The organism is Pseudomonas yangonensis (assembly GCF_009932725.1).
Classification (GTDB): Bacteria; Pseudomonadota; Gammaproteobacteria; order Pseudomonadales; family Pseudomonadaceae; genus Aquipseudomonas; species Aquipseudomonas yangonensis.
The window spans coordinates 13,151-38,345 of sequence record NZ_BLJU01000016.1 but is presented as its reverse complement, the minus strand read 5'-3'; the positions used below and the strand labels follow the sequence as shown (position 1 = coordinate 38,345).

Below are 25,195 nucleotides of genomic sequence, written 5' to 3'. Positions count from 1 at the left end.
CTCCTCAAATTCGCTTCACGGTTCGAACAATTCGGTGGGGCCGCAGCCCCGTCATTCAACTCAGCCCCAGCTCACGCCACAAGCGCATCACGGCACGACGCTCGTCCTGAAACTGATCACCCGGCACCACGCCAGGCTGCTTCTGCAGCGCCTGGCGATGAGCGGCCGAGCGGTAATTCTTGTAGACCTCACGCAGCAAAGCGGCATCCTCGGCGCCCATCAGACCGACCCGCTCCAGACCTTCCAGAATGCGGATGTTATCGGTGAACTCGAGTAGCTGCGGGTGTTGCCACGACCAGGCCAGAGCCGCGTATTGCACCATAAATTCGATATCGACGATACCACCGGCGTCCTGCTTCAGATCGAAGGAGGACGTGGCCTCGAAGGCGTTCGGCGCCGTTCCGGCCGCGGTATTTTTGTTGCCAAGGTTGTCGCGCATCTTCGCCCGCATCTCGCTGACCTCGACGCGCAGCGCCTCGATATCGCGCTGGCGCCCCAGCACCTCGGCGCGCACCCGGGCGAATTCGCCAGCCAGCCGCGAACAGCCCACCAGCACCCGCGCACGCACCAGCGCCTGATGTTCCCAGGTCCAGGCCTCGTTTTCCTGATAGCGCTGGAAGGCGCCCAATGAACTGACCAGAAGCCCGGCTGCGCCCGAAGGTCGCAGGCGCATATCCACTTCATACAATGCGCCAGAGGTGGTCTGGGTGGTCAGCAGGTGAATGATACGCTGACCCAGACGAGTGAAGAACTGCGCGCCGTCGATGGGTTTGGCGCCATCGGTCTCGGCCTGCGGATCGCCGTCATGAATGAACACCAGATCCAGATCCGAGCCGTGGCCGAATTCCAGGCCGCCGACCTTGCCGTAACCGACGATGATGAAATCCGGGTCGCACGGCGTGCCATCGACACGCTGCGGGCGGCCATGGCGCTGCACCGTGTGCTGCCAGGCCAGCGCCAGGACCTGATCGAGAATCGCCTCGGCCAGCCAGGTCAGGTAGTCCGACACCTTCATCAAGGGCAGCGTGCCGGCAATCTCCGAGGCGGCCACACGCAGACTGTGGGCCAGCTTGAAATGACGCAGCGCCTCCATCTGCTGCTCCAGATCCTCCTCGGGAATGCGGATCAGCCGCTCGCGCAGCTCGGCTGCCAATTCCGGCGCCAGCGGCGGCGAGTAAAGGCGCCCCTCATTGAGCAACTCATCGAGCAACAGCGGGTAGCGGGCGATCTGCTCGGCGATCCAGGGGCTGGCTGCGCAGAGTGTGATCAGTCGCTCCAGCGCCCCCGGGTTTTCGCTCAAAAGAACCAGGTAGGCCGAACGTCGCGCGACCTTTTCCACCAGCGGCAGCACCCGCTCGAGCACCAGATCCGGTGTCTCGTGCTCTACCGTCTGCGCCAGCAGACGCGGAATGAAGGCGTCCAGTCGCTCACGCCCCAGGCGCTGCATGGCGCGCACTTGCGGCCCATTGCGCAAATCGGCGAGGCGCCGACTGGCCGTCACGGCCTCGGCAAAACCGGCCTCCTGCAGCTGCTGCTCGGCCGCCTCGTCATCCAGCGCGCCCTGCCACAAAGGCAGCCATTCGGCGCCGACTATGGCCTCGCCTGCCTGTGTTTCATCCTCATCGGGGTCGGCAATTACCTGCTGAAAATGCCATTCGATGCGGCCACGCCAATGCATCAGGCGCTCGTGAAAGCTTGCCCAGTCGGCAAAGCCCATGATCGCTGCCACGCGCGCCTGATCCTGCGCATCGGCCGGCAACATCTGCGTCTGCCGGTCACCGATGCCCTGCAGCGCATGCTCGGCATAGCGCAGAAACTCGTAACCCTCCTTCATCTCGGCGACCACGGCCGGCGGCAGATAGCCCTGCCCCTCCAGGGTCGCCAGCACCTTGAGCAGCGGCCGCTGCTGCAGGCTGAGGTCGCGCCCACCGTGGATAAGCTGAAAGGCCTGGGCGATGAACTCGATCTCGCGGATGCCGCCGGCACCGAGCTTGATGTTCTCGCTCATGCCCTTGCGCCGCACTTCCTGCTGAATCAGCAGCTTCATCGCGCGCAGCGCTTCGATAGCGGAGAAGTCCAGATAGCGGCGATAGACGAAGGGCCGCAGCATCTCCAGCAGCTCGGCACCCGCCTTCTGATCACCTCCCACCACGCGCGCCTTGATCATCGCGTAGCGTTCCCAGTCGCGCCCCTGGTCCTGGTAATACTGCTCCAGCGCATTGAAGCTGAACACCAGCGCACCGCTGGAGCCATAGGGGCGCAGACGCATGTCGGTGCGGAAGACGAAACCGTCGACGGTGATCGCATCCAGCGCCTTGATCAGCTTCTGCCCAAGGCGGATGAAGAACTCCTGGTTGTCCAGCGGACGCTTGACCCCCTCGGTCTCGCCGCCCTCGGGATAGCCGAAGATCAGGTCGATATCCGAAGACAGATTGAGCTCATGCGCGCCGAGCTTGCCCATGCCGAGAATGACCATATGCTGCGGCTGGCCAGTGCGGCGCCCGACCGGCGTACCGAACTGCGTACAGTGGCGCGGGTACAACCAGTGATAGGCCAGATCGATGCAGGCGTCAGCCAGATCCGAAAGGTCGCGACAGGTCTCGGCCAGCGCCGCCTGGCGGCTGAAGTCGCGCCAGATGATGCGCAACTGCTGCCGGTTGCGGAAACGCCGCAGACAACGACCCAGCGCCTCTTCGTCGGCACACTCGGCCAACTGCGCCTCCAACTGCTGACGCAGTTCGCCTGGCGCCAGGCTGCGCTCCAGCTCACCTGATTCGGCCAGCGCGACGAACATCTGCGGATCACGCCGGGCCTGCTCGGCTACGAAGTCGCTCAGGGCCGACACCTGTCGCCAGGTCGTGAGCCGCGCCTGCGGCCAGACGGCAACGCTTTCGGCCAGGCCTTCATGCTCGACCAGCACTGCTTGTAGTGATTGTTCGGCTCGCTCGGCGAGTGAGATCAGGGAGGGTGGCAAATCGACCAGCAACGGCAGGCTCATGGTCTATCCTTTTCGCGGACTGCCGGACGCACCGTGCAGGCACCCGGAACCCCGCTGGCTCAAGGCACACGCGGCCGGCGGCGCCGCGGATTGTAGTTTTACTACGAAAGAATTGTATCCAGAGGGCTGAATCCGGCGTCGAAATGTAGTAAAACTACATGCAGCCGGCCCTACCCCCGGTAAATCCAAGAATTTCAACTCGCCCGCTCAAAAAGCCGGCGAGACCCAACTGGCCTCCGATTCTGGAAGCCTTTCCGCCCTGGAGCAAGCCATGCAAGACCTCGATCCGATCGAAACCCAGGAATGGCTGGACGCCCTTGAATCCGTCCTCGACCGTGAGGGTGAAGACCGAGCCCATTACCTGATGACCCGTCTGGGCGAGCTGGCCACCCGTAGCGGTGCGCAACTGCCCTACGCCATCACCACGCCGTACCGCAACACCATCCCGGTAACCCACGAAGCGCGCATGCCCGGCGACCTGTTCATGGAACGCCGCATCCGCTCGCTGGTGCGCTGGAACGCGCTGGCCATGGTGATGCGCACCAACCTGGACGACCCGGATCTGGGCGGCCACATCTCCAGCTTCGCCTCCTCCGCGACGCTGTATGACATCGGCTTCAACTACTTCTTCCAGGCCCCGACCGAAGAACATGGCGGCGACCTGGTGTTCTATCAGGGCCATGCGAGCCCTGGCGTCTACGCCCGCGCCTTCATGGAAGGCCGCATCAGCGAAGACCAGATGAAGAACTTCCGCCGCGAAGTTGACGGCAAGGGTCTGTCGTCCTACCCGCACCCCTGGCTGATGCCGGACTTCTGGCAGTTCCCCACCGTATCCATGGGCCTCGGCCCGATCCAGGCCATCTACCAGGCCCGTTTCATGAAGTACCTGGAAGCGCGCGGCTTCATCCCGGCCGGCAAGCAGAAGGTCTGGTGCTTCATGGGCGACGGCGAGTGCGACGAGCCGGAATCCCTCGGCGCCATCTCCCTGGCCGGCCGCGAGAAGCTGGACAACCTGATCTTCGTCATCAACTGCAACCTGCAGCGCCTCGACGGCCCGGTACGCGGCAACGGCAAGATCATCCAGGAACTCGAAGGCGTGTTCCGCGGTGCCCAGTGGAACGTCAACAAGGTGGTCTGGGGTCGCTTCTGGGATCCGCTGTTCGCCAAGGACAAGGACGGCGCCCTGCAGCGTCGCATGGACGAAGTGGTCGACGGTGAATACCAGAACTACAAGGCCAAAGACGGCGCCTACGTGCGCGAAAACTTCTTCAACAGCCCGGAACTCAAGGAGATGGTCAAGGACCTCTCCGACGACGAGATCTGGAAGCTCAACCGTGGCGGCCACGACCCGTACAAGGTCTACGCGGCCTACCACCAGGCCGTGAACCACAGCGGCCAGCCGACCGTGATCCTGGCCAAGACCATCAAGGGCTACGGTACCGGCGCCGGTGAAGCGAAGAACACCGCGCACAACACCAAGAAGGTCGACGTCGACAGCCTGCGTCAGTTCCGCGACCGCTTCGACATTCCGGTCAAGGACGAGGACCTGGAAAACCTGCCGTTCGTGCGCCCGGAGCCGGGCAGCCCCGAGTACAAGTACCTGCACGAGCGCCGCAACGCGCTGGGCGGCTTCGTCCCGCAGCGTCGGCAGAAGAGCTTCAGCATCCCCACCCCACCGCTGGATACCCTCAAGGCCATCCTCGACGGCTCGGGCGACCGCGAAATCTCCACCACCATGGCCTTCGTGCGTATCCTCGCGCAGCTGGTCAAGGACAAGGAACTCGGCCAGCGTATCGTCCCGATCATCCCGGACGAAGCCCGTACCTTCGGTATGGAAGGCATGTTCCGTCAGCTCGGCATCTACTCCTCGGTCGGCCAGCTGTACGAGCCGGTCGATAAAGACCAGGTGATGTTCTACAAAGAGGACAAGAAAGGTCAGATCCTCGAGGAAGGCATCAACGAAGCCGGCGCCATGAGCTCCTTCATCGCCGCGGGTACTTCGTACTCCTGCCACAACCAGCCGATGCTGCCGTTCTACATCTTCTACTCGATGTTCGGCTTCCAGCGCATCGGCGACCTGGCCTGGGCCGCTGGCGACAGCCGCACCCGTGGCTTCCTGGTAGGCGGTACCGCCGGCCGTACCACCCTCAACGGTGAAGGCCTGCAGCACGAAGACGGCCACAGCCACATGCTGGCAGCGACCATCCCCAACTGCCGCACCTACGACCCGACCTATGGCTACGAGCTCGCCGTGATCATCCGCGAAGGCATTCGCCAGATGGCCGAAGAGCAGCAGGACATCTTCTACTACATCACCGTGATGAACGAGTCGTACCAGCAGCCGGCCATGCCGGAAGGCGTGGAAGACGGCATCATCAAGGGCATGTACCTGCTCGAGGAAGACAAGAAGGAAGCCGCGCACCACGTGCAGCTGCTGGGTTCCGGCACCATCCTGCGCGAAGTTCGCGAAGCGGCGAAGATCCTGCGCGACGACTACAACATCGCTGCCGATGTCTGGAGCGTCACCAGCTTCAACGAACTGCGTCGCGACGGCCTGGCCGTGGAGCGCCGCAACCGCCTGCACCCGGGCCAGAAGCCGCAGCAGACCTACGTCGAGCAGTGCCTGGGCGGTCGCAAGGGCCCGGTCATCGCTTCCACCGACTACATGAAGCTGTTCGCCGAACAGGTTCGTCAGTGGGTACCGAGCAAGGAATACAAGGTGCTGGGCACCGACGGCTTCGGCCGCAGCGACAGCCGCAAGCAGCTGCGTCACTTCTTCGAAGTGGATCGCAACTGGGTCGTGCTGGCCGCGCTGGAAGCCCTGGTAGACCGTGGCGAGATCGAAGCCAAGGTGCTGGCTGATGCCATCACCAAGTTCGGCATCGACGCCGACAAAGCCAACCCCCTGGACTGCTAAGGAGCGTAGCGATGAGTGAGTTGATTCGCGTACCCGACCTCGGCGGTGAAGGCGAGGTCATTGAACTGCTGGTCAAGGTCGGCGACCGCATCGAGGCCGACCAGAGCGTACTGACCCTGGAGTCCGACAAGGCCTCCATGGAAGTACCCTCGCCCAAGGCCGGCGTGGTCAAGGAACTGAAGGTCAAGATCGGCGACCGCCTTAAGGAAGGCGACGAGCTGCTGGTGCTGGAAGTCGAAGGTGCCGCTGAAGCGGCGCCCGCACCAAAAGCCGAGGCTGCGCCTGCCGAAGCCCCTAAAGCGGCCGCTCCGGCAGCCGCGCCCGCCGCCGCAGCGAGCGGCAGCAGCGTGCAGGACGTGCACGTGCCGGACATCGGCTCCAGCGCCAAGGGCAAGGTCATCGAGATCATGGTCAAGGTCGGCGACCGCATCGAAGCCGACCAGAGCCTGCTGACCCTGGAATCCGACAAGGCCTCCATGGAAATCCCCGCGCCGGCTGCCGGCGTGGTGGAAGAAGTGCTGGTCAAGCTGGATGACGAAATCGGCACCGGCGACCTGATCCTCAAGCTGAAAGTCGAAGGTGCCGCGCCGGCAGCCCCTGCGCAGGCTCCGGCTGCCGCACCTGCACAAGCTGCCGCACCCGCCGCAGCCCCTGCACCGGCCGCCGCAGCGAGCGGCAGCAGCGTGCAGGACGTGCACGTGCCGGACATCGGCTCCAGTGCCAAGGGCAAGGTCATCGAGATCATGGTCAAGGCCGGCGACAGCATCGAAGCCGACCAGAGCCTGCTGACCCTGGAATCCGACAAGGCCTCCATGGAAATCCCCTCGCCGGCTGCCGGCGTGGTGGAAGAAGTGCTGGTCAAACTGGATGACGAAATCGGTACCGGCGACCTGATCCTCAAGCTCAAGGTAGCCGGCGCAGCGCCTGCTGCTGCTCCGGTAGCGGCCAGCCAGGAAGTGCACCGCGTACCGGAAGGTGCAGCGCCGGAAGTGGCCGCCGAAGTGCGCGCCATAGCCTCGCTGTCGGCTGCCGCCGCCGAAGTGGCCAACGCGCCCAAGCGCGATGGCGCCAAGGTGCATGCCGGCCCGGCCGTGCGCCAGCTGGCCCGTGACTTCGGCGTGGAGCTGGCGGATATCGCCGGCACTGGCCCGAAAGGCCGCATCCTCAAGGAAGACGTGCAGGCTTACGTCAAGGCGATGATGCAAAAGGCCAAGGCCGCACCGCAGGCGACTGCTGCAGCCGCTACCGGCGGCGCCGGCATTCCGCCGATCCCGGCCGTGGACTTCAGCAAGTTCGGTGAAATCGAAGAAGTGGCGATGACCCGCCTGATGCAGGTCGGCGCCGCCAACCTGCACCGCAGCTGGCTCAACGTACCGCACGTGACCCAGTTCGACTCGGCCGACATCACCGACCTGGAAGCCTTCCGCGTCGCGCAGAAGGCCGTGGCGGAAAAGGCCGGCGTCAAGCTGACCGTGCTGCCGCTGCTGCTCAAGGCCTGTGCCCACCTGCTCAAGGAGCTGCCGGACTTCAACAGTTCGCTGGCCCCGAGCGGCAAGGCGATCATCCGCAAGAAGTACGTGCACATCGGCTTTGCCGTCGATACGCCGGACGGCCTGCTGGTGCCGGTAATCAAGAACGTCGATCAGAAGAGCCTGCTGCAACTGGCGGGCGAAGCGGCCGAGCTGGCCGACAAGGCGCGCAAGAAGAAGCTCTCGGCTGATGACATGCAGGGCGCCTGCTTCACCATCTCCAGCCTCGGCCACATTGGCGGTACCGGCTTCACGCCGATCGTCAACGCGCCGGAAGTGGCGATCCTCGGTGTGAGCAAGGCCACCATGCAGCCGGTGTGGGACGGCAAGGCCTTCCAGCCCAAGCTGATGCTGCCGCTGTCGCTGTCCTACGATCACCGCGTGATCAATGGCGCAGCCGCTGCCCGCTTCACTCAGCGCCTGTCGCAGCTGTTGGCGGACATTCGCACCATCCTGCTGTAAATCCTTTCGAGCACGCCACGCTCGCATCCTCAACCCCGCCCAATCTGGGTGGGGTTTTTTTTCGCCCCGACCAAGCCACGGCTGACTTGATCCCGGTCATGGCATTTACCGCTGCAGCCGCCATGATCGAGTCATCGATATCGATCCGGCGCATTCCCCATGCTCTATCTGTTTCTGAAGTTCGCCCACCTGGCTGCCGCCACCTTCTTCATCGGCGGCGTATTCTTCGAAGTGATGATCCTCAGCCGCGCCACACGGGCGCTTCCGGACGAGGCCAAGGCGGGCTTCTCGCGCGCACTTGGACAGCGGGCGCGGCAGGTCATGCATTGGGTGGTACTGGTGCTCTACGGTGCCGGCCTGGGCCTGGCCTGGCACTATCGCGCGGCGCTGCATGCACCCTTGGCCAGCAGCTTCGGCATCCTGCTCAGCCTGAAGATAACCCTGGCCTTGAGCATCCTCGGGCATTTTTTGCTGGTGGTTTTTTTGATGCGCAGCGGCCGTATGACACCAACATACTCGCGACGCATTCACCTGAGCGTATTGCTGCAGATGCTGACGATCCTGTTCCTGGCCAAGGCCATGTTCCTGCTGCCGCAGTGATGACGGCAGGCAAGGTCAGCCCTTTTGCACGTTGCGAATCAGAAAGCTCAACGCCCTGGCCAGTTCAGCCGCGCCCTGGTGGTCACGCACGATACTCAGCAACTCGCTGCCATCGACCGGATTGAGCAGCACGCAGCGGATACCGCCGGTCGGACATTCGTAGCGGATGAACGGATCGATGCCGAACACCGGAACACGCTGATTGCGCACGGAGATGGCGGTGCCCTGCGTGCCGCGACTCTCCTCACGCAGGATCAGTTCGCCGGTATCGTTGACAGCGAAGCGGTACAGCAGGTCCTGCCGCTGCGCCTGGCCAACCTGGTAGGCGGCCCGCAGGGCGTAGGTTTCGAGCAGGGCGTTGTTGTGTGTCAGCAGCGCCTGGCGTTCGTTGTCCGTCAGATAGAGGCGTTTGAGTTGGTTCAGAAAAGCTGCCTGTTCAGCGCCCTGCAGTGCGCCCTCGTCATCGGCCCCGGCCAGCATGGGCACACCAGCGGAAAGCGCTGTTCCCAACAGCATGGCCATCAGTTTCCTTGTCAGTCTTGCTTGCATGATGCACCCTTGCCGAACGCTATAGTGAAGTAGGCCTGAGCCCTAGCCTCCGTCCGCGCCGCTGTGCCTTGGCAGCAGCGGCTCTGTGCAGAGAACGGAAGCCTCGCCTGGTCAGCATACTGGAAGCCCAACGCCCAATGAAAAGCCATCCCGATGCCGGCACCCGTCCGGCAGCCGAGGTTGTGACGCAGTTGCCAGTGCCCTCGCGGCTCGGCATGTTGCGTTTCGAGCGCTTGAACGAGCCAAGCTGGGCGCTGCTATTTCTCGATCCGGCCTGTGAGCGCAAACTCGGCATCAGTGCCGCCGATCTTTGCGCACTGGTGGATGCGCCCTACGCCAGCCTGATGGAGCCGGAAGCGCGCTATCGGCTGCACGACGCCATTCAGCAGCAGCTGGTCCAGGGCGCGCATTATCTGGTGCGCTATACCCTGCACACGCCGCAAGGGGCGCTGAACCTGCTGGAGATCGGCGAACCCTTCAAACAGCGCAATCGCCACCTGTTACGTGGCTATCTGCTGATCGCCAATGACAGCTTCGATGCCTTTCCCCCGGGCGGGCTGGAACTGCACACGCAGAATCAGCACCTGCGTAACTCGCTGCAACAGTACCAGCGCACCCAGGACAATCACCTGCAACACCTGGCCCGCTCGCATACCCAACAGCAGTTGATCGTGCGCCTGGCGCGCCAACGCTATGGCTCCAGCGATCCGCAGCAGGAGGCGGCCGAACTCATCACGCAGGCGGCCTGCGAGGTGTATGGTGTAGCCCGTGCAGGAATCTGGCGCCTGGGCAACCAGAGCCTCGACTCCGTGTCGCTGTACCGCCGCGATCTGGACCGCCACGAGCAGTTACCCTCGATCGATGCGCTCAACTTTCCGCACTACCTCGAAGCCCTGCACAGCGGCCGTGCGATTGACGCTCACGACGCGCAACACGATCTGCGCACCCGCGAGCTGGCTCCCGGCTACCTGGAGCCGCTGGGCATCACCTCGATGCTCGACGCCAGCATTCGTATCGAAGGCGAAGTGGTGGGCATTCTCTGCCTTGAACACATCGGCCCCAAGCGTATCTGGCAGGCCGACGAGATCGCCTTCGCCGGTGAGCTGGCCGATCAGTTCGCTCAGGTGCTGATCAACCAGGAGAAGCGCTCGGTTACCCATGCGCTGTACCTGTTCCAGCGCGCCGTCGAGCAGAGCGCCAGCGCCTTCCTGCTGGTCGACCGCGACGGCCGGGTGGAGTACGTCAACCCCAGCTTCACCGCCATCACCCTGTACAGCAGCGACGAGGTCTGTGGCCACCGTCTGTCGGAACTGCCGGCCCTGGCCAACCTCAGCGATCTGCTGTTCGATACCGACTCGAGCCTGGCCGAGCACAGCAGCTGGCAGGGCGAGTTTCGCAGCCGCCGCAAGAACCAGGAGCCCTACTGGGGCCATCTGTCGATCTCCAAGGTGTACGGCGACGATGGTGAGCTGACCCACTACATCGGCATCTACGAAGACATCACCGAGGCCAAGCTGGCGCAGCAACGCATCGAGCGCCTGGCCTATACCGACAATCTGACCAACCTGGGTAACCGCCCTTCCTTCATCCGCAGCCTGGAAGAGCGTTTTGCGCGCAATACCCAGAAATCGCTGGGGCTGCTGCTGGTGGACATCGACAACTTCAAGCGCATCAACGACAGTCTTGGCCACCAGACCGGTGACAAGCTGCTCTCGGCGCTGGCCCGGCGCTTGCGCAACAGCCTCGGCGCCAAGGGCACACTGGCGCGCTTCGCCAGTAACGAATTCGCCATCCTGCTCGATGGCTGCGATCAGGACAGCGGCCTGCGCGTCGCCCATCAGGTGCTGCAGACCCTGGACAAACCGCTGTTCGTCGACAACCAGCTGATCAGCATCACCGGCTCGGTGGGCCTGGCCGTCGCCCCGGAACACGGCGACGACCCGCAGACCCTGATGAAGCACGCCGGCCTCGCCCTGCACAAGGCCAAGGCCAACGGCAAGCATCAGGTGCAACTGTTCACCGAAGCGCTCAACGCCGAAGCCAACTACAAGCTGTTCGTCGAGAACAACCTGCGCCGCGCCCTGACCCAGAACGAGCTGGAAGTCTTCTATCAGCCCAAGCTGTGCCTAAAGAGCGGTCAACTGCTGGGCATGGAAGCCCTGCTGCGCTGGCAGCATCCGGAGAAGGGCATGATCCGCCCTGACCAGTTCATCGGCGTGGCCGAGGAAACCGGTCTGATCATCCCCATTGGCAAGTGGGTGGTTCGCCAGGCCTGCCGCATGATCAAGCAGATCGCCGCCATCGGCCTGGGTGAGCTGCAGGTGGCGATCAACCTGTCGCCCAAGCAGTTCTCCGACCCGGACCTGGTCGGCTCCATCGCCGCCATCCTGCACGAAGAGCAGCTCGACCCGCGCCTGCTGGAGCTGGAGCTGACCGAGAGCCTGCTGCTGGAGGCCACCGACGATACACGCCACCAGCTCGGCCGTCTCAAGAGCCTGGGCCTGACCCTGGCCATGGACGACTTCGGCACCGGTTATTCCTCGCTCAGCTACCTGAAGAAATTCCCCATCGACGTGATCAAGATCGATCGCAGCTTCATCAAGGACATCCCGGACAACCAGGACGATATGGAGATCACCTCAGCGGTGATTGCCATGGCGCACAACCTCAAGCTCAAGGTGGTCGCCGAAGGCATCGAAACCGGCGCACAACTCGCCTTCCTGCGTCGCCAGCGCTGCGACGTCGGCCAGGGCTACCTGTTCGACAAACCGATTTCCGGCCGCGAGCTGATCGACAGCCTGCGCCGCTATCCCTGCAGGCCCCAGGCCGACCAGCGGACGTAATACGCGGCACCGCGCATAGTCCAACCCCCAATGACTTTTCAGGAGACCGCCATGGTTCTGCGCTCCCAGATTCTCGTCAACAAAAACGCCCTCCCGACTGCCGAGCAGGCTCTGCCCGGTCGTGCCGAGCCGCTGCCGGTGGCCGACACCCATTATGTCAACGGCAACCCGATAAAACCGCCCTTCCCCGCTGGCCTGCAGCAGGCGGTGTTCGGCCTGGGCTGCTTCTGGGGTGCCGAGCGGCGCTTCTGGCAGCAGCCGGGCGTGTTCAGCACGGCGGTCGGCTACGCCGGCGGCTTTACCCCCAACCCCACCTACGAGGAGGTCTGCTCCGGCCTGACCGGGCATACCGAGGTGGTGCTGGTGCTGTTCGATCCCAAGCAGACCAGCTTCGAGGCGTTGCTCAAAGTATTCTGGGAGGCACACAACCCGACTCAGGGCATGCGTCAGGGCAATGACCAGGGCACCCAGTACCGCTCGGCGATCTACTGCCAGGACGAGGCTCAACTGAGCGCAGCCAAAGCCAGTCAGGCACGCTTCCAGGCCGAGCTGGACAAGGCCGGCCTGGGCAGCATCACCACCGAAATCCTCGAGGCGCCGACCTTTTACTATGCCGAGACCTATCACCAGCAATACCTGGCGAAGAACCCCAATGGCTATTGCGGCCTGGGCGGAACAGGCGTATGTCTACCCCCAGAGTCTTGAATAAGGGTTAAGGGTCGTGGAGCTGAGCAGCATTTCCAGCCAGGTATCGAGTCAGGCATCGGCGCAAATTTCCGCGCAGATGTCGCTTCTGCTGCTGCGCAAGACGCTGGATCTGCAGGCTGCCAATATCACCGGACTGGTGCAGGCCGCTGCGCCGGTCAGCGCCCCCAGCAATCCGCCTCACCTGGGCAACAGCATCGATGTGATGGCCTGAGCGGAAGAACTGCTGCCATCACGCACTCGGCCGGACTAGAATTCGGGGCAATCAGCCATCATTGGACGAGCCCGGCATGTCTGCCACTGCGCCCTACATCACGCCTGATCAGCTATGCGTCGGCCTCTACGTCCAACTCGACCTGAGCTGGTGGGAGCACGATTTCGCGTTCAGCAACTTCAAGATCAAGGATGAGGCGCAGATTCGCGCCCTGCGCGCCCTGAACCTCAAGCAGCTGCGTTATGACCCGGCGCGTAGCGATTGCCCGCCTCTGGAGCTCGCCGAAGACGCACCGGCGCCCGCCCCCATCGAACGGCCCGTCGATCCGCAAGCACAGGAACGTCAGGAACGCGCGCAGAAACTGCGCCAGCTGCGCAGCCGCCTGGCCGACGTGGACCGCCGCTTCCTCGAAGCCAGCCAGCGCATCAAGGTCCTCAACCAGACCCTGCGCAGCCGCCCGGAAGACGCGATGCGCCAGGCCGGCGCCATTGTCGGCGAGATGGTCGAGACGCTGCTCGGCGCCCCGGGTGTGGTGCTGCACAGCATTACCGGCAAGGCCGCCGAGGACAGCTACTTTCACGCACTCAACGTCACCGTGCTGTCCCTGCTGCTCGGGCGCCAGCTCGGGCTCGACAGTGAGGCCTGTCATAGCCTCGGCCTCGGCGCGCTGCTGCACGATATCGGCAAGCTGGAAGTGCCAAGCAAGGTGCTGCTCAAGCCCGAGCCCCTGACGCGCGCGGAGCAGCAGCTGCTGCAGATGCACACCGAGTTCGGCGTGCGCATGGGGCAGAAGCTGATGCTCGATGACGAGGTGCTGCGCATCATCCATGAGCACCACGAACACTGTGACGGCAGCGGCTACCCGCGTGGCCTGCGCGAAGCCGCTATCGGCCGCCTGAGCCGCCTGGTGGCAATCACCAACCACTTCGACGGCCTGTGCAACCCGCTCGACCCGCGCCAGGCGCTGAGCCCGCACGAGGCCCTGGCGCTGATGTTCAAGCAGCAGCGCGAGCACTTCGACGAAGTGGCATTGAAGGCCTTCATCCGCGTCATGGGCATCTACCCGCCGGGTAGCCTGGTGCAGCTGGAGGATGAGCGCTATGCGCTGGTGCTGGGTATGAATCCGAGCCAGGCACTCAAACCGACGCTGATTATCTTCGATGCCGAGATTGCCAAGGAGGAAGCCTTGATCCTCGATCTCGCCCAGGAGCCGAAGCTGGCCATCGCCCGCAGCCTGCGTCCTTCGCAGCTACCGCTGGAGGTGCTGGAATACCTCAGCCCGAGGCGCAACCTGAGCTATCACATCGAGCCCAACCAGAAACGCGGTTGAATAACGGGCAGTAGCCTGGATGCAATCCGGGGATCGGGGGCCACGGCTCCCGGATTGCATCCGGGCTACGCGCTGCAGGCAAGAGCAGTGTGCGGCTCGCTTGCAGCTATGGCTTGCCGCTTGCGGCTTCTTCTATGAGCCAATCCAAACGCCAGCCACCCTGGCTCTGCCCGAGCGCGTCGGCCAGCCAGGGCAGCAGTTGCTTGAGCTCGTCTTCCAGCCCCCAAGGTGGGTTGCTGATCACCAGACCGGAACCGCTCAGGCGCGTGGCGTCGTCCGGGGCATGCACATAAAGTTCGGCCCGCAGCAGCTTCGGTGCGGCACTTTTTTGCAGATCGCGGTAGAAGCGCGCCAGCTGGCGCTCGTCCTTGATCGGATACCAGATCGCCACGATGGCCTGACGCATGCGCCCATGTGCCTCATTCAGCGCTTCGACGCAGCGCTGCAGCTCGTCGGTCTTTTCGAAAGGCGGGTCGATCAGCAGCAGCACGCGCTTCTCGCGGGTCGGCATCAGCGCCCGCGGCACCAGCCAGCCCTCGCCCAGGTGCACGGCAACGCGACGGTCGCCGCGCATGTTGTCCTTGAGCAGGCGGCCGTCCTCGGGGTGTTTCTCGTTGAGCTGCAGACGATCCTGCTCACGGCTGAGCAGGCGCGCCAGCTCCGGCGAACCGGGGTAGTAACGCAGCTCGCCATCCGGGTTCATCGCCCGCACCACCTCCAGATAGGCTTCCACCGCATCCGGCAGCTGCGTGGCCTGCCACAGGCGGCCGATGCCTTCCAGGTACTCGCCGGTGCGGCTGGCCGCATCGCCCTGCAGATCGTAGAGGCCGAGGCCGGCGTGGCTGTCCAGATAGGCGAACGGCGCCTCTTTTTTCGACAGCAGGGCGAGCAGGCGGGTCAGTACCAGATGCTTGAGCACGTCGGCGTGATTGCCGGCATGGAAGGCGTGGCGGTAGTTCATGTGCGAGTCCTCGAATCAGGCGCGCAGTTTAACAGGCCGGCGCCTGGCATTGCGGCTTGCCCCTTCGCACCTTTACGGCCTAGGCTGCGCATCTCCCTGGATAGCGAGAACCCGCCATGTCTCTGCAAGAACTGCTCGGTAGCGAACTGCCCCTGATCCAGGCGCCGATGGCCGGCTCGCAGGATCACCGTCTGGCTGCTGCCGTATGCGAAGCTGGCGGCCTTGGCTCGATTCCCTGCGCCATGCTCACACCCGCAGCCCTGCGCCAGGCGCTGCAGGCGATGCGCGAGCTGACCGAACGCCCGTTCAACCTCAACTTCTTCAGCCACGTACCGCCGCAACCGGATGCAGAGCGCGAGGCAGGCTGGCGCGAAGCACTGGGGCCCTACTATGCCGAGCTGAGTGTGGACCCGGCGAGCATTGCCGGCGGGCCCGGGCGCCTGCCGTTCAACGACGAGGCCGCCGCACTGGTAGAAGAATTTCACCCGGCGGTGGTCAGCTTCCATTTCGGCCTGCCGCAGCCGGACCTGCTGGAGCGAGTCCGGCGCAGCGGCGCGAAGATTCTCTCCAGCGCCACCACGCTGGACGAGGCGCTCTGGCTGCAGGAACGCGGCGTCGACGCGGTGATCGCTCAGGGGCTGGAAGCCGGCGGCCATCGCGGACATTTTCTCGATCACGACCTGAGCCGCCAGCTCGGCACCTTCGCCCTGCTGCCGCAGCTGGTCGATGCACTGTCGGTGCCGGTGATCGCCGCTGGCGGCATCGGCGATGCCCGCGGGGTGGCCGCCGCCATGGCCCTCGGCGCTGCCGGGGTGCAGGTCGGCAGCGCCTACCTGCTGTGCCCCGAGGCCGCTACCGGCGCCATTCACCGCGCTGCCCTGCAGAGCCCGGCGGCACACCATACGGCGCTGACCAACTTGTTCAGCGGCCGCCCCGCGCGCGGCATCGTCAACCGTCTGATGCGTGAGCTGGGGCCGATCAGCGCGCATGCGCCAGAGTTCCCCCTGGCCACCGCGGCCATCGCGCCGCTGCGCGCGGCGGCCGAGGCCCAGGGCAGCGGTGACTTCTCGCCGCTGTGGGCCGGGCAGAACGTCGCCAGCTGCCGGCCAATGCCGGCGGCCGAGCTGACCCGCGGGCTGGGGCGGGGTTTCGAAGCACATCGCGGCTGAAGCCGCTCCTGCGGTCCAGGGCTGACAGGTGGTGTGGTGATTTATCACCATGACTGATGATGCTGGGCAGCCGGGCGACCGCCTGCCTAGACTCGGTCGATCATCTGGAGGCCCGTTCCATGTCCGAGACCCTGCTCAGCTCCCGCAACCTGGCGTTCGAACTCTATGAAGTACTCGACGCCGAAGCCCTGACCCAGCGCCCACGCTTCGCCGATCACAACCGCGAAACCTTCGACGCGGCGATCGGCACCGCACGCGGCATCGCCGAGGAACTGTTCGCCCCGCACAACCGCAAGAACGACGAAAACGAACCGCAGTACGTCGACGGCGGCGCGGTGCTGATTCCCGAGGTCGAGCCGGCGCTGCGCGCCTTCCACGAGGCGGGCTTCCTCAACGCCACCCGCGATTTCGAGCACGGCGGCATGCAGTTGCCCAACCTGCTGTCGCAGGCCTGCTTCGCCCATTTCCAGTCGGCCAATATCGCCACCAGCTCCTACTCGATGCTGACCATGGGCGTGGCCAATCTGATCGAGGCCTTCGGCAGCGAGGAGCAGAAGGCCCGCTACCTGCAGCCGATCATCGATGGCCGTTTCTTCGGCACCATGGCGCTGACCGAGCCGCATGCCGGCTCCTCGCTGTCGGACATCAGAACCCGCGCCGAGCCGCATGCCGACGGCAGCTACCGCATCAAGGGCAACAAGATCTTCATCTCCGGCGGCGACCAGCCGATTTCCGAGAACATCGTGCACATGGTCCTGGCCAAGCTGCCGGACGCACCGCCCGGGGTAAAGGGCATCAGCCTGTTCCTGGTGCCCAAGTTCCACGTCAATGAAGATGGCAGCCTGGGCGCACGCAACGACGTGACCCTGGCCGGCCTGTTTCACAAGATGGGCTGGCGCGGCACCACCTCCACGGCGCTGAATTTCGGCGACAACGGCGAGTGCGTCGGCTATCTGGTGGGCAAGCCGCACGCCGGTCTTTCCTACATGTTCCAGATGATGAACGAGGCGCGCATCGGCGTCGGCATGGGCGCGATCATGCTCGGCTATGCCGGCTATCTGTACTCGCTGGACTACGCGCGCAATCGCCCACAAGGGCGCCAGCCGGACGGCAAGGACCCGACCAGCCCGCAGATTTCCATCGTCGAGCACGCCGACGTGCGGCGCATGCTGCTGACGCAGAAGGCCTATGTCGAAGGCGCCTTCGACCTCGGCCTGTATGCTGCCCGGCTGTTCGACGACACCCAGACCCTGGAAACCGCCGAAGATCGCACCCGCGCGCTGGAGCTGCTCGACCTGCTCACGCCCATCGTCAAGTCCTGGCCCTCGGAGTTCTGCCTCAAGGCCAACGAGCTGGCCATCCAGATTCTCGGCGGCCACGGCTATACCCGCGAATACCCGGTGGAACAGTACTACCGCGACAACCGCCTCAACCCGATCCACGAGGGTACTCACGGCATCCAGTCGCTCGACCTGCTCGGGCGCAAGGTGTCGATGAACGGCGGCGCCGCGCTCAAGCAACTGCTCAAGCTGATCAACGACTGCTGCCAGCGCGCCAGCGAGTACGAATCGCTCACTGCCCTGCGTCAGCCGCTCGAACAATTGCTGGCGCGCCTGCAGGCGGTAACCCTGGCCCTGCTCGGCGACCTGATGAGCGGCAAGGTCAACCAGGGCCTGGCCAACTCGGCGCTGTACCTGAAAGTGTTCGGGCACACCGTGATCGGCTGGCGCTGGCTGGAACAGGCCATTCGCGCCGAGCAGGGCCTGGCCCGCACGGACAATGCCGAAGAACAGGCCTTCTACCGCGGCAAGCTGCAGGCCGCGCGTTACTTCCTGACCTGGGAAGTGCCGGGCTGCCACCACGACCTGGCCATCCTCGAAGCGCGCGACGATACCTGCCTGGGCATGCAGGACAGCTGGTTCTGACGTCGAGCCAAACGCCCCGGAGCAGCCCGACAGGGCATGCTTCGGGACGATTTAGAAAAATGTAATAACCTTTTTGACAGCGGTACGAAGGCTACGGTTAGAATCCCTGGCACGCGCCATGCATAGGCGCCCCACGTTTGTCAGCCAGGAGTACACGCAGTTGGATGCCAGCGCCATCAACAATCTGTTCTTGATCGGCGCCTTTCTGGTAGCGGCCAGCATTCTGGTCAGCGCGTTCGGCACGCGTTTCGGCATTCCCATCCTGGTGATCTTCCTTGCGGTCGGCATGCTGGCCGGTACCGACGGCCCCGGCGGTATCGTCTTCAACAACTATCCCCTGGCCTACCTGGTCGGCAACCTGGCGTTGGCGGTGATCCTGCTCGACGGTGGCATGCGCACACGGGTTTCCAGCTTCCGTGTGGCCCTGTGGCCATCCTTGTCATTGGCGACGGTCGGGGTGGTGATAACGGCGGGTTTGACCGGCCTTGCCGCTGCCTGGCTGTTCAACCTGACGCTGCTCGAGGGCTTGCTGATCGGCGCCATCGTCGGTTCCACCGATGCTGCGGCGGTATTCTCCCTGCTGGGCGGACGCGGCCTCAACGAGCGGGTCAGCTCCACGCTGGAAATCGAGTCCGGTAGCAACGACCCGATGGCGGTGTTCCTCACCGTGACCCTGATCGCCATGCTCGCCAGCGGTCAATCCGGCTTCAGCTGGGACCTGCCGATCCAGCTGGTGCAGCAGTTTGGCCTCGGCGCTCTGCTCGGCCTGGGGGGCGGCTGGCTGCTGCTGAAACTGATCAATCGCATGGAGCTGGCTACCGGTCTGTATCCGCTACTGGTGGTCAGCGGCGGCCTGATCATCTTCGCCATCACCACCGCCGTGGGCGGCAGCGGCATCCTCGCCATCTACCTGTGCGGCCTGCTGCTGGGTAACCGGCCGATCCGTTCGCGCCACGGCATTCTGCACATGCTCGACGGGCTCACCTGGCTGGCGCAGATCGGCATGTTCCTGGTTCTCGGTCTGCTGGTCACGCCGCACGAGCTGCTGCCCATCGCCCTGCCGGCGCTGGCCCTGGCGCTGTGGATGATTCTCTTCGCGCGGCCATTGTCGATCGCTCTTGGTCTGTTGCCGTTTCGTGCCTTCCACGACCGCGAGCGGATCTTCATCGCCTGGGTCGGTCTGCGTGGCGCGGTGCCGATCATTCTCGCGGTATTCCCGCTGATGGCCGGCCTGCCCAATGCGCAGCTGTTCTTCAACGTCGCCTTCTTCATCGTGATCATCTCCCTGCTGCTGCAGGGCACCAGCCTGCCGCTGGCGGCCAAGCTGATGCGCGTCACCGTACCGCCGGAGCCGGCACCCGTGTCACGCGCCGGCCTGGAGGTGCACCCGACCAGCCAGTGGGAGCTGTTCGTCTACCGCCTGGGCGCAGAAAAATGGTGCATTGGCGCCGCGCTACGCGAGCTGAACATGCCGGATGGCACCCGTATTGCCGCACTCTTCCGTGGCCGAGAACTGCTTCACCCTTCGGGCAGCACGCGCCTGCAAGCCGGTGACCTGCTCTGCGTGATCGGTCACGAACATGACCTGTCGGCACTCGGCAAGCTGTTCAGCCAGGCGCCCACCCGAGGTCAGGACCTGCGCTTCTTCGGTGATTTCGTGCTGGAAGGCGACGCCGAGCTGAGCGCCGTTGCTGCGCTCTACGGCCTGAAGCTCGACGAAACGGAAGGCAATCAACCGCTGGGCCGTTTCATCGCCCACGAAATCGGTGGCGAGCCGGTGGTCGGCGACCAGGTGGAGTGGCAGGGTCTGACCTGGACGGTCGCGGCCATGGAAGGGAACAAGGTGCGCAAAGTCGGCGTCAGATTCCCCGAGGGCACACGTCCGGGCCCAGGGCTGCACTTTTAGCAGACGAGCGAAACACCCCGCTGGGACTCTGCTAGCATCAGCATCGCGCGGGCCAACAGGCCCGCGCCTTCGTTGTATCGCGGGTAATGTCAATCGCAACCGTCCACTCAGTAGATCAATCGACCATGCATCTGTCGCGCCTTTCCCTAGCAGCCGCTCTGTTCGCCTTGTGTCTCGGCATCCCGCAGGTGTTCGCCCAGGAGCCACCGACCAGCGAAAGCGTGCAGCAGAGCCTGGACGGCCTGGCCGACCGCAAACTGCCGGAGGCCGAACAACTGGCGCTCAAGCAGACGCTCGAGCAGACCCTGCGCATGCTGCAGGACCGTCAGAACGCCGAGCAGCGCCTGAACGACCTACGCAAACAGCTCGACAGTGCCCCGCGCCTGATCAGCGAGGCCCAGCGCGAGCTGGACCGACTCAAATCCAGCCCCGAACCCCAGACGTCCACGCGCCATGCACGCACCCCGCTCGCCCAGCTCGAGCAGTTGCTCAACGAACGCTCCAGTCAGATCAGCGAATGGAACAAGGCGATCATCGAGGCCAACAGCCTGGTGATCACCGCACAGACCCGCCCGGAACGTGCCCAGGCAGAGATCAGCCAGAACCAGGCGCGCAGCCAACTGATCAACGACGCGCTCAAGAGCGGCCGTTTCGAGGGCAAGGCACTGACCCAGGAGCGCCGTAATCAGCTCAATGCGGAGCTGTCGCTACTCGCCGCGCAAACCCAGCTGCGCCGCCAGGAGTTGTCCGGCAACAGCCTGCTGCAGGACCTCGGCAGCGCTCAGCGCGCCCTGCTCGAAGAACGCATCAATCGCGCCGAGCAGGAGCGCCAGGCCCTGCAAGGCCTGATCAACGAACGACGCCGCGCCGAATCCGAGCAGACCGTCGCCGAGCAGTCACGCGAGGCCGAGCGCGCCAGCTCCGACCGTCTGCTGGCCAGGGAGAGCTCGCTCAACCTCAAGCTTTCCGACTATCTGCTGCGTGCCACGGAGCGCCTGAACGCCCTGACCGAGCAGAACCTGCAGACGCGCCAGCAACTGGATAACCTCAACCAGGCCAACCAGGCGCTGGACGAGCAGATCCGCGTGCTGCAGGGCAGCCTCCTGCTGTCGAGAATTCTCTACCAACAGAAGCAGGCGTTGCCCAAGCTGAAGCTCGATGACGGCTCGCTGGCCAATGAGATCGCCGACATTCGCCTCTATCAGTTCGAGCTGAACAAGCAGCGAGAAGAGATCAGTGATCCCGCCCGCTATGTGGAAAACCTGCTGAGCGGCCAACCCAGCGAGGAAGTCACCCCGGAACTGCGCAACGCGCTACGCGAGCAGCTCACCACCCGACGCGAACTGCACGACCGCCTGAACCGCTCGTTGAACGCACTGCTCAACGAGTCGATCACTCTCCAGCTCAACCAGAAGGAACTGGAAAGCACGGCCAGCAGCCTGCGCGCCACCATCGACGAGCAGATGTTCTGGATTCCCAGCAACAAGCCGCTGGATCTCGACTGGCTGAAGTCGGCGCCACGTCACTTCCAGCAGCAACTGGCCGACATGCCGTGGGGCATGGCCATCAGCGAACTGGGCGCGGGCCTGATCGAACGTCCGCTGGTATTCCTGCCGCTGATCCTGCTCTGCGCGCTGATCCTATGGCGCCGCCAGTACCTGTTCGACAAGCTCAGTGCACTGCATGGCGATATCGGCCATTACAAGCATGACAGCCAGCTGCACACGCCAATGGCACTGGGTCTCAACGTCATCCTGGCGTTGCCGGTCACGCTGTTCCTGGCGCTGTGCGGTTATGCCCTGCTGCACGACGCACGCGGACAGAACCTCTATCTGGGCGCTGCGCTCTACGAGATGGCGGAAGCCTGGCTGGTGTTCTACACCCTGCACCGCATTCTTTCGCCGGATGGCGTGGCCATCCTGCATTTTCACTGGCCGCCGGCCAACGTCACCTTCTTCCGCCAGCATTTGCGTCGCCTGGGGCTGGTGGTGATGGCCCTGGTGGCCGTGGTGAGCATCGCCGAGCACCAGCCGGCGAGCCTGGCAGGCGACGTGATCGGCATCGCCGTGGTGATTACCTGCTACGCCCTGATGGCCTGGCTGCTGTTCCACCTGCTGTTCAGCGCGCCATTGCGCGAGAACGCTTCGGGACTGCGCACCGCCCTCGGCGTGCTGTTCAACCTGCTGCCACTGGCGCTGATCGGCGCGGTCGCCTTCGGCTACTACTACACCGCGCTCAAGCTCACCGACCGACTGATCGATACCCTGTATCTGCTGATCATCCTGCTGATCGTCGAGGCCACTCTGGTGCGCGGCCTGAGCGTTGCGGCACGGCGCCTGGCCTACCAGCGCGCCCTGGCCAAACGCCAGGCACAGAGCAAGGAAAGCCTGGACGGCGAAGCACCGGTGGAAGAGCCGACCCTGGATATCGAGCAGGTCAACCAGCAGTCTCTGCGCCTGATCCGCCTGGCCCTGCTCGGCGGTTTCCTGGTCTGCCTGTACGCGGTCTGGGCCGATCTGATCGGCGTGTTCACCTACCTCGATACCATCAACCTCTACGAATACAGCAGTGGCACCGGGGACAACGCGGCCCTGGTCCCCATCAGCCTGATGGACGTGATCGGCGCGCTGATCATCGTCGCCATCACGGTGGCGCTGGCGCGCAACCTGCCGGGCCTGCTCGAAGTGCTGGTGCTGTCGCGCATGCGCCTGGCACAGGGCAGCGCCTACGCCACCACGACCCTGCTGTCCTATGCATTGGTCGCTATCGGCATCGTCAGCACGCTGTCCACCCTTGGCGTAAGCTGGGACAAATTGCAGTGGCTGGTGGCGGCGCTGTCGGTGGGCCTGGGTTTCGGCCTGCAGGAGATCTTCGCCAACTTCATTTCCGGCCTGATCATCCTGTTCGAGCGCCCGGTGCGCATCGGTGACGTGGTCACTATCGGCAATCTCTCCGGCACGGTGAGCAAGATCCGTATCCGCGCCACCACCATCACCGATTTCGATCACAAGGAAATCATCGTTCCGAACAAGACCTTCATCACCGGTCAGCTGATCAACTGGTCGCTGACCGACACGGTCACCCGCGTCACCCTCAAGGTGGGTGTCGGTTATGGTTCGGACCTGGACCTGGTGCGCAAGCTGCTGCTGCAGGCCGCACAGGAAAACCCGCGGGTGCTCAAGGAGCCGGCGCCGCTGGTGTATTTCCTCAACTTTGGCGAGAGCACCCTGGATCACGAACTGCGCATCCACGTGCGCGACCTCGGCGACCGCAACCCGGCGACCGACGAGATCAACCGTTTCATCGACCGTGAGTTCCCGAAAAACGGCATCAACATCGCCTTCCGCCAGGTCGAGGTGTACGTGAAAAATCTGGAGCATGGTGAAAAGAAACTCGACCAGAAAGACCTGGCGAAAATCGCAGCGGCAGGTGCCGCTGGCGTGCAAGGTACGCCACCGCCGCCCATCGCGCCCTGACCTGCAGAGGAGCCACAGGTGAAAAGCCTCGACCAGCTGACCTTCGACAACCGCTTCGCCCGCCTCGGCGACGCCTTCTCCACCGAGATTTTGCCTGAGCCCATCGAGCAGCCGCGTCTGGTGGTGGTCAGCGAGTCGGCCATGGCCCTGCTCGATCTGCAGCCAGCCGAAGCACAACGCAGCGAGTTCGCCGAGCTGTTCGCCGGACACAAGCTGTGGGAACAGGCAGAGCCGCGCGCGATGGTCTACTCCGGCCACCAGTTCGGTGGCTACACGCCGCGCCTGGGCGACGGTCGCGGCCTGCTCCTGGGCGAAGTGCTCAACGAGGCTGGCGAGCACTGGGACCTGCACCTCAAAGGCGCCGGCATGACGCCCTACTCGCGCATGGGCGATGGCCGTGCGGTGCTACGTAGTTCGATCCGCGAGTTCCTCGCCAGCGAACACCTGCATGCCCTCGGCATACCCAGTTCACGCGCACTGTGCGTCACCGGCTCCGACACCCCGGTTTGGCGCGAGAAGAAGGAAAGCGCGGCGATGGTGCTGCGCCTGGCGCAGAGCCACGTGCGCTTCGGCCACTTCGAATACTTCTACTACACCCGCCAGCACGAGCAGCTGAAAACCCTCGGCGAACACGTCATGGCCTGCCATTTCCCGGCCTGCCTGGAGCAGGACGAGCCCTGGCTGGCGCTGCTGCGCGAGGTGATCGAGCGCACCGCCGCGATGATCGCCTACTGGCAGGCCTACGGCTTCTGTCATGGGGTGATGAACACCGACAACATGTCGATCCTCGGTATCACCTTCGACTACGGTCCCTACGCCTTCCTCGACGACTTCGACGCCAATCACATCTGCAATCACTCCGACGACACTGGCCGCTACAGCTTCAGCAACCAGGTGCCCATCGCCCACTGGAACCTGGCCGCCCTGGCTCAGGCCATGACGCCATTCGCAGCCGTGGAGAAACTGCGCGAGGCGCTGGATCTGTTCCTGCCGCTGTACCAGGCGCACTACCTCGATCTGATGCGCAAACGCCTGGGCTTCACCACTGCCCAGGACGACGACGAAGCGCTGATCCAGCGCCTGCTGCAACTGATGCAGCAGGGCAAGGCTACCGACTACACGCTGTTCTTCCGCCACCTTGGCCAGCAGGCGCCTGCCGAAGCGCTGAAAGTCGTGCGTGACGACTTCGTGGATCTGGCCGGCTTCGATGCCTGGGGCCGGGACTATCTGGCGCGCTGCCAGTTGGAAGGCGGGGAACAAAATGAACGCCAGGCGCGCATGAACGCGGTCAACCCCAGGTACATCCTGCGCAACTACCTGGCGCAGCAGGCCATCGAAGCGGCCGAGTCCGGTGACTATGGCCCGGTGCGCGAACTGCACGCGGTATTGTCCCGCCCATTCGATGAGCAGCCGGGCAAGGAGCGCTACGCCGAGCGCCCACCGGAGTGGGGCAAGCATCTGGAGATCAGTTGTTCGTCCTGAGGTGCTGCTCGGTGGCACTACTTATCTGTTAAACCGAAAAGGCATATCAATCTACCCAAACATTCTTAGACTATCTAAGAGAACCCCTCTATCTTGGCGCCCAGCCAGGCCGCCCAGTGCGCGCCCGAT

Annotated in this window: 15 protein-coding genes; 12 read left to right on the top strand and 3 right to left on the bottom strand. The window is 64.2% G+C overall.

Annotated elements, in window-relative coordinates:
• Window positions 1–55: 55 nt before the first annotated feature.
• Window positions 56–2,998, bottom strand: a complete 2,943-nt coding sequence (gene glnE / locus GYB81_RS16855) for a bifunctional [glutamate--ammonia ligase]-adenylyl-L-tyrosine phosphorylase/[glutamate--ammonia-ligase] adenylyltransferase (RefSeq protein WP_161897896.1) — start codon at window positions 2,996–2,998, stop codon at window positions 56–58.
• Between the two features lie 271 nt (window positions 2,999–3,269).
• Here glnE and aceE point away from each other — a divergent pair, with 271 nt between their 5' ends.
• The 3 genes from aceE to GYB81_RS16840 all read left to right on the top strand — a co-directional run bounded on the left by aceE (window position 3,270) and on the right by GYB81_RS16840 (window position 8,506).
• Window positions 3,270–5,915: a pyruvate dehydrogenase (acetyl-transferring), homodimeric type gene (aceE, locus tag GYB81_RS16850; RefSeq protein ID WP_161864652.1), complete on the top strand. Its 2,646-nt coding sequence runs from the start codon at window positions 3,270–3,272 to the stop codon at window positions 5,913–5,915.
• 11 nt (window positions 5,916–5,926) lie between these two features.
• Window positions 5,927–7,906 carry a dihydrolipoyllysine-residue acetyltransferase gene (gene aceF, locus GYB81_RS16845; RefSeq protein WP_161864651.1) on the top strand — a complete coding sequence of 660 codons (1,980 nt, stop codon included), beginning with the start codon at window positions 5,927–5,929 and terminating at the stop codon, window positions 7,904–7,906.
• A 159-nt stretch (window positions 7,907–8,065) separates the two neighbouring features.
• Window positions 8,066–8,506 (top strand): CopD family copper resistance protein, encoded by a 441-nt coding sequence (locus tag GYB81_RS16840; protein WP_161864650.1) that lies wholly within the window; start codon window positions 8,066–8,068, stop codon window positions 8,504–8,506.
• Between the two features lie 15 nt (window positions 8,507–8,521).
• On the opposite strand, the gene GYB81_RS16835 is transcribed toward GYB81_RS16840, so the two are convergent.
• Window positions 8,522–9,028, bottom strand: coding sequence for a hypothetical protein (locus GYB81_RS16835; RefSeq protein ID WP_161864649.1), 507 nt, complete (start codon window positions 9,026–9,028; stop codon window positions 8,522–8,524).
• A 164-nt stretch (window positions 9,029–9,192) separates the two neighbouring features.
• On the opposite strand from GYB81_RS16835, the gene GYB81_RS16830 reads away from it, so the two are divergent.
• From GYB81_RS16830 to GYB81_RS16815, 4 genes are all read left to right on the top strand, one after another.
• Entirely contained in the window at window positions 9,193–11,898 is a 2,706-nt protein-coding gene (locus GYB81_RS16830) for a putative bifunctional diguanylate cyclase/phosphodiesterase (protein ID WP_161864648.1), read from the top strand.
• 51 nt (window positions 11,899–11,949) lie between these two features.
• The gene (msrA, locus tag GYB81_RS16825; protein WP_161864647.1) at window positions 11,950–12,603 is read left to right on the top strand and encodes a peptide-methionine (S)-S-oxide reductase MsrA; all 654 of its coding nucleotides are present in this window, start codon (window positions 11,950–11,952) and stop codon (window positions 12,601–12,603) included.
• Between the two features lie 16 nt (window positions 12,604–12,619).
• Window positions 12,620–12,817, top strand: a complete 198-nt coding sequence (locus GYB81_RS16820; RefSeq protein WP_161864646.1) for a putative motility protein — start codon at window positions 12,620–12,622, stop codon at window positions 12,815–12,817.
• Between the two features lie 76 nt (window positions 12,818–12,893).
• Window positions 12,894–14,147 (top strand): HD-GYP domain-containing protein, encoded by a 1,254-nt coding sequence (locus GYB81_RS16815; protein WP_161864645.1) that lies wholly within the window; start codon window positions 12,894–12,896, stop codon window positions 14,145–14,147.
• 106 nt (window positions 14,148–14,253) lie between these two features.
• Here the strand turns inward: GYB81_RS16815 and GYB81_RS16810 are convergent, their stop codons facing one another.
• Window positions 14,254–15,108: a 23S rRNA (adenine(2030)-N(6))-methyltransferase RlmJ gene (locus tag GYB81_RS16810; protein ID WP_161864644.1), complete on the bottom strand. Its 855-nt coding sequence runs from the start codon at window positions 15,106–15,108 to the stop codon at window positions 14,254–14,256.
• A 116-nt stretch (window positions 15,109–15,224) separates the two neighbouring features.
• On the opposite strand from GYB81_RS16810, the gene GYB81_RS16805 reads away from it, so the two are divergent.
• The 5 genes from GYB81_RS16805 to selO all read left to right on the top strand — a co-directional run bounded on the left by GYB81_RS16805 (window position 15,225) and on the right by selO (window position 25,066).
• Complete coding sequence (locus tag GYB81_RS16805) at window positions 15,225–16,277, top strand: NAD(P)H-dependent flavin oxidoreductase (protein WP_161864643.1); 1,053 nt, start codon at window positions 15,225–15,227, stop codon at window positions 16,275–16,277.
• Window positions 16,278–16,396: 119 nt separating this feature from the next.
• A complete protein-coding gene (locus GYB81_RS16800) occupies window positions 16,397–18,202 on the top strand; it encodes an acyl-CoA dehydrogenase (protein ID WP_161864642.1) in 1,806 nt (601 codons plus the stop codon).
• 160 nt (window positions 18,203–18,362) lie between these two features.
• The gene (locus tag GYB81_RS16795) at window positions 18,363–20,108 is read left to right on the top strand and encodes a potassium/proton antiporter (protein WP_218573845.1); all 1,746 of its coding nucleotides are present in this window, start codon (window positions 18,363–18,365) and stop codon (window positions 20,106–20,108) included.
• A gap of 125 nt (window positions 20,109–20,233) precedes the next feature.
• A complete protein-coding gene (mscK, locus tag GYB81_RS16790; protein ID WP_161864640.1) occupies window positions 20,234–23,584 on the top strand; it encodes a mechanosensitive channel MscK in 3,351 nt (1,116 codons plus the stop codon).
• Between the two features lie 18 nt (window positions 23,585–23,602).
• The gene (gene selO, locus GYB81_RS16785; protein WP_161864639.1) at window positions 23,603–25,066 is read left to right on the top strand and encodes a protein adenylyltransferase SelO; all 1,464 of its coding nucleotides are present in this window, start codon (window positions 23,603–23,605) and stop codon (window positions 25,064–25,066) included.
• Window positions 25,067–25,195: the final 129 nt, after the last annotated feature.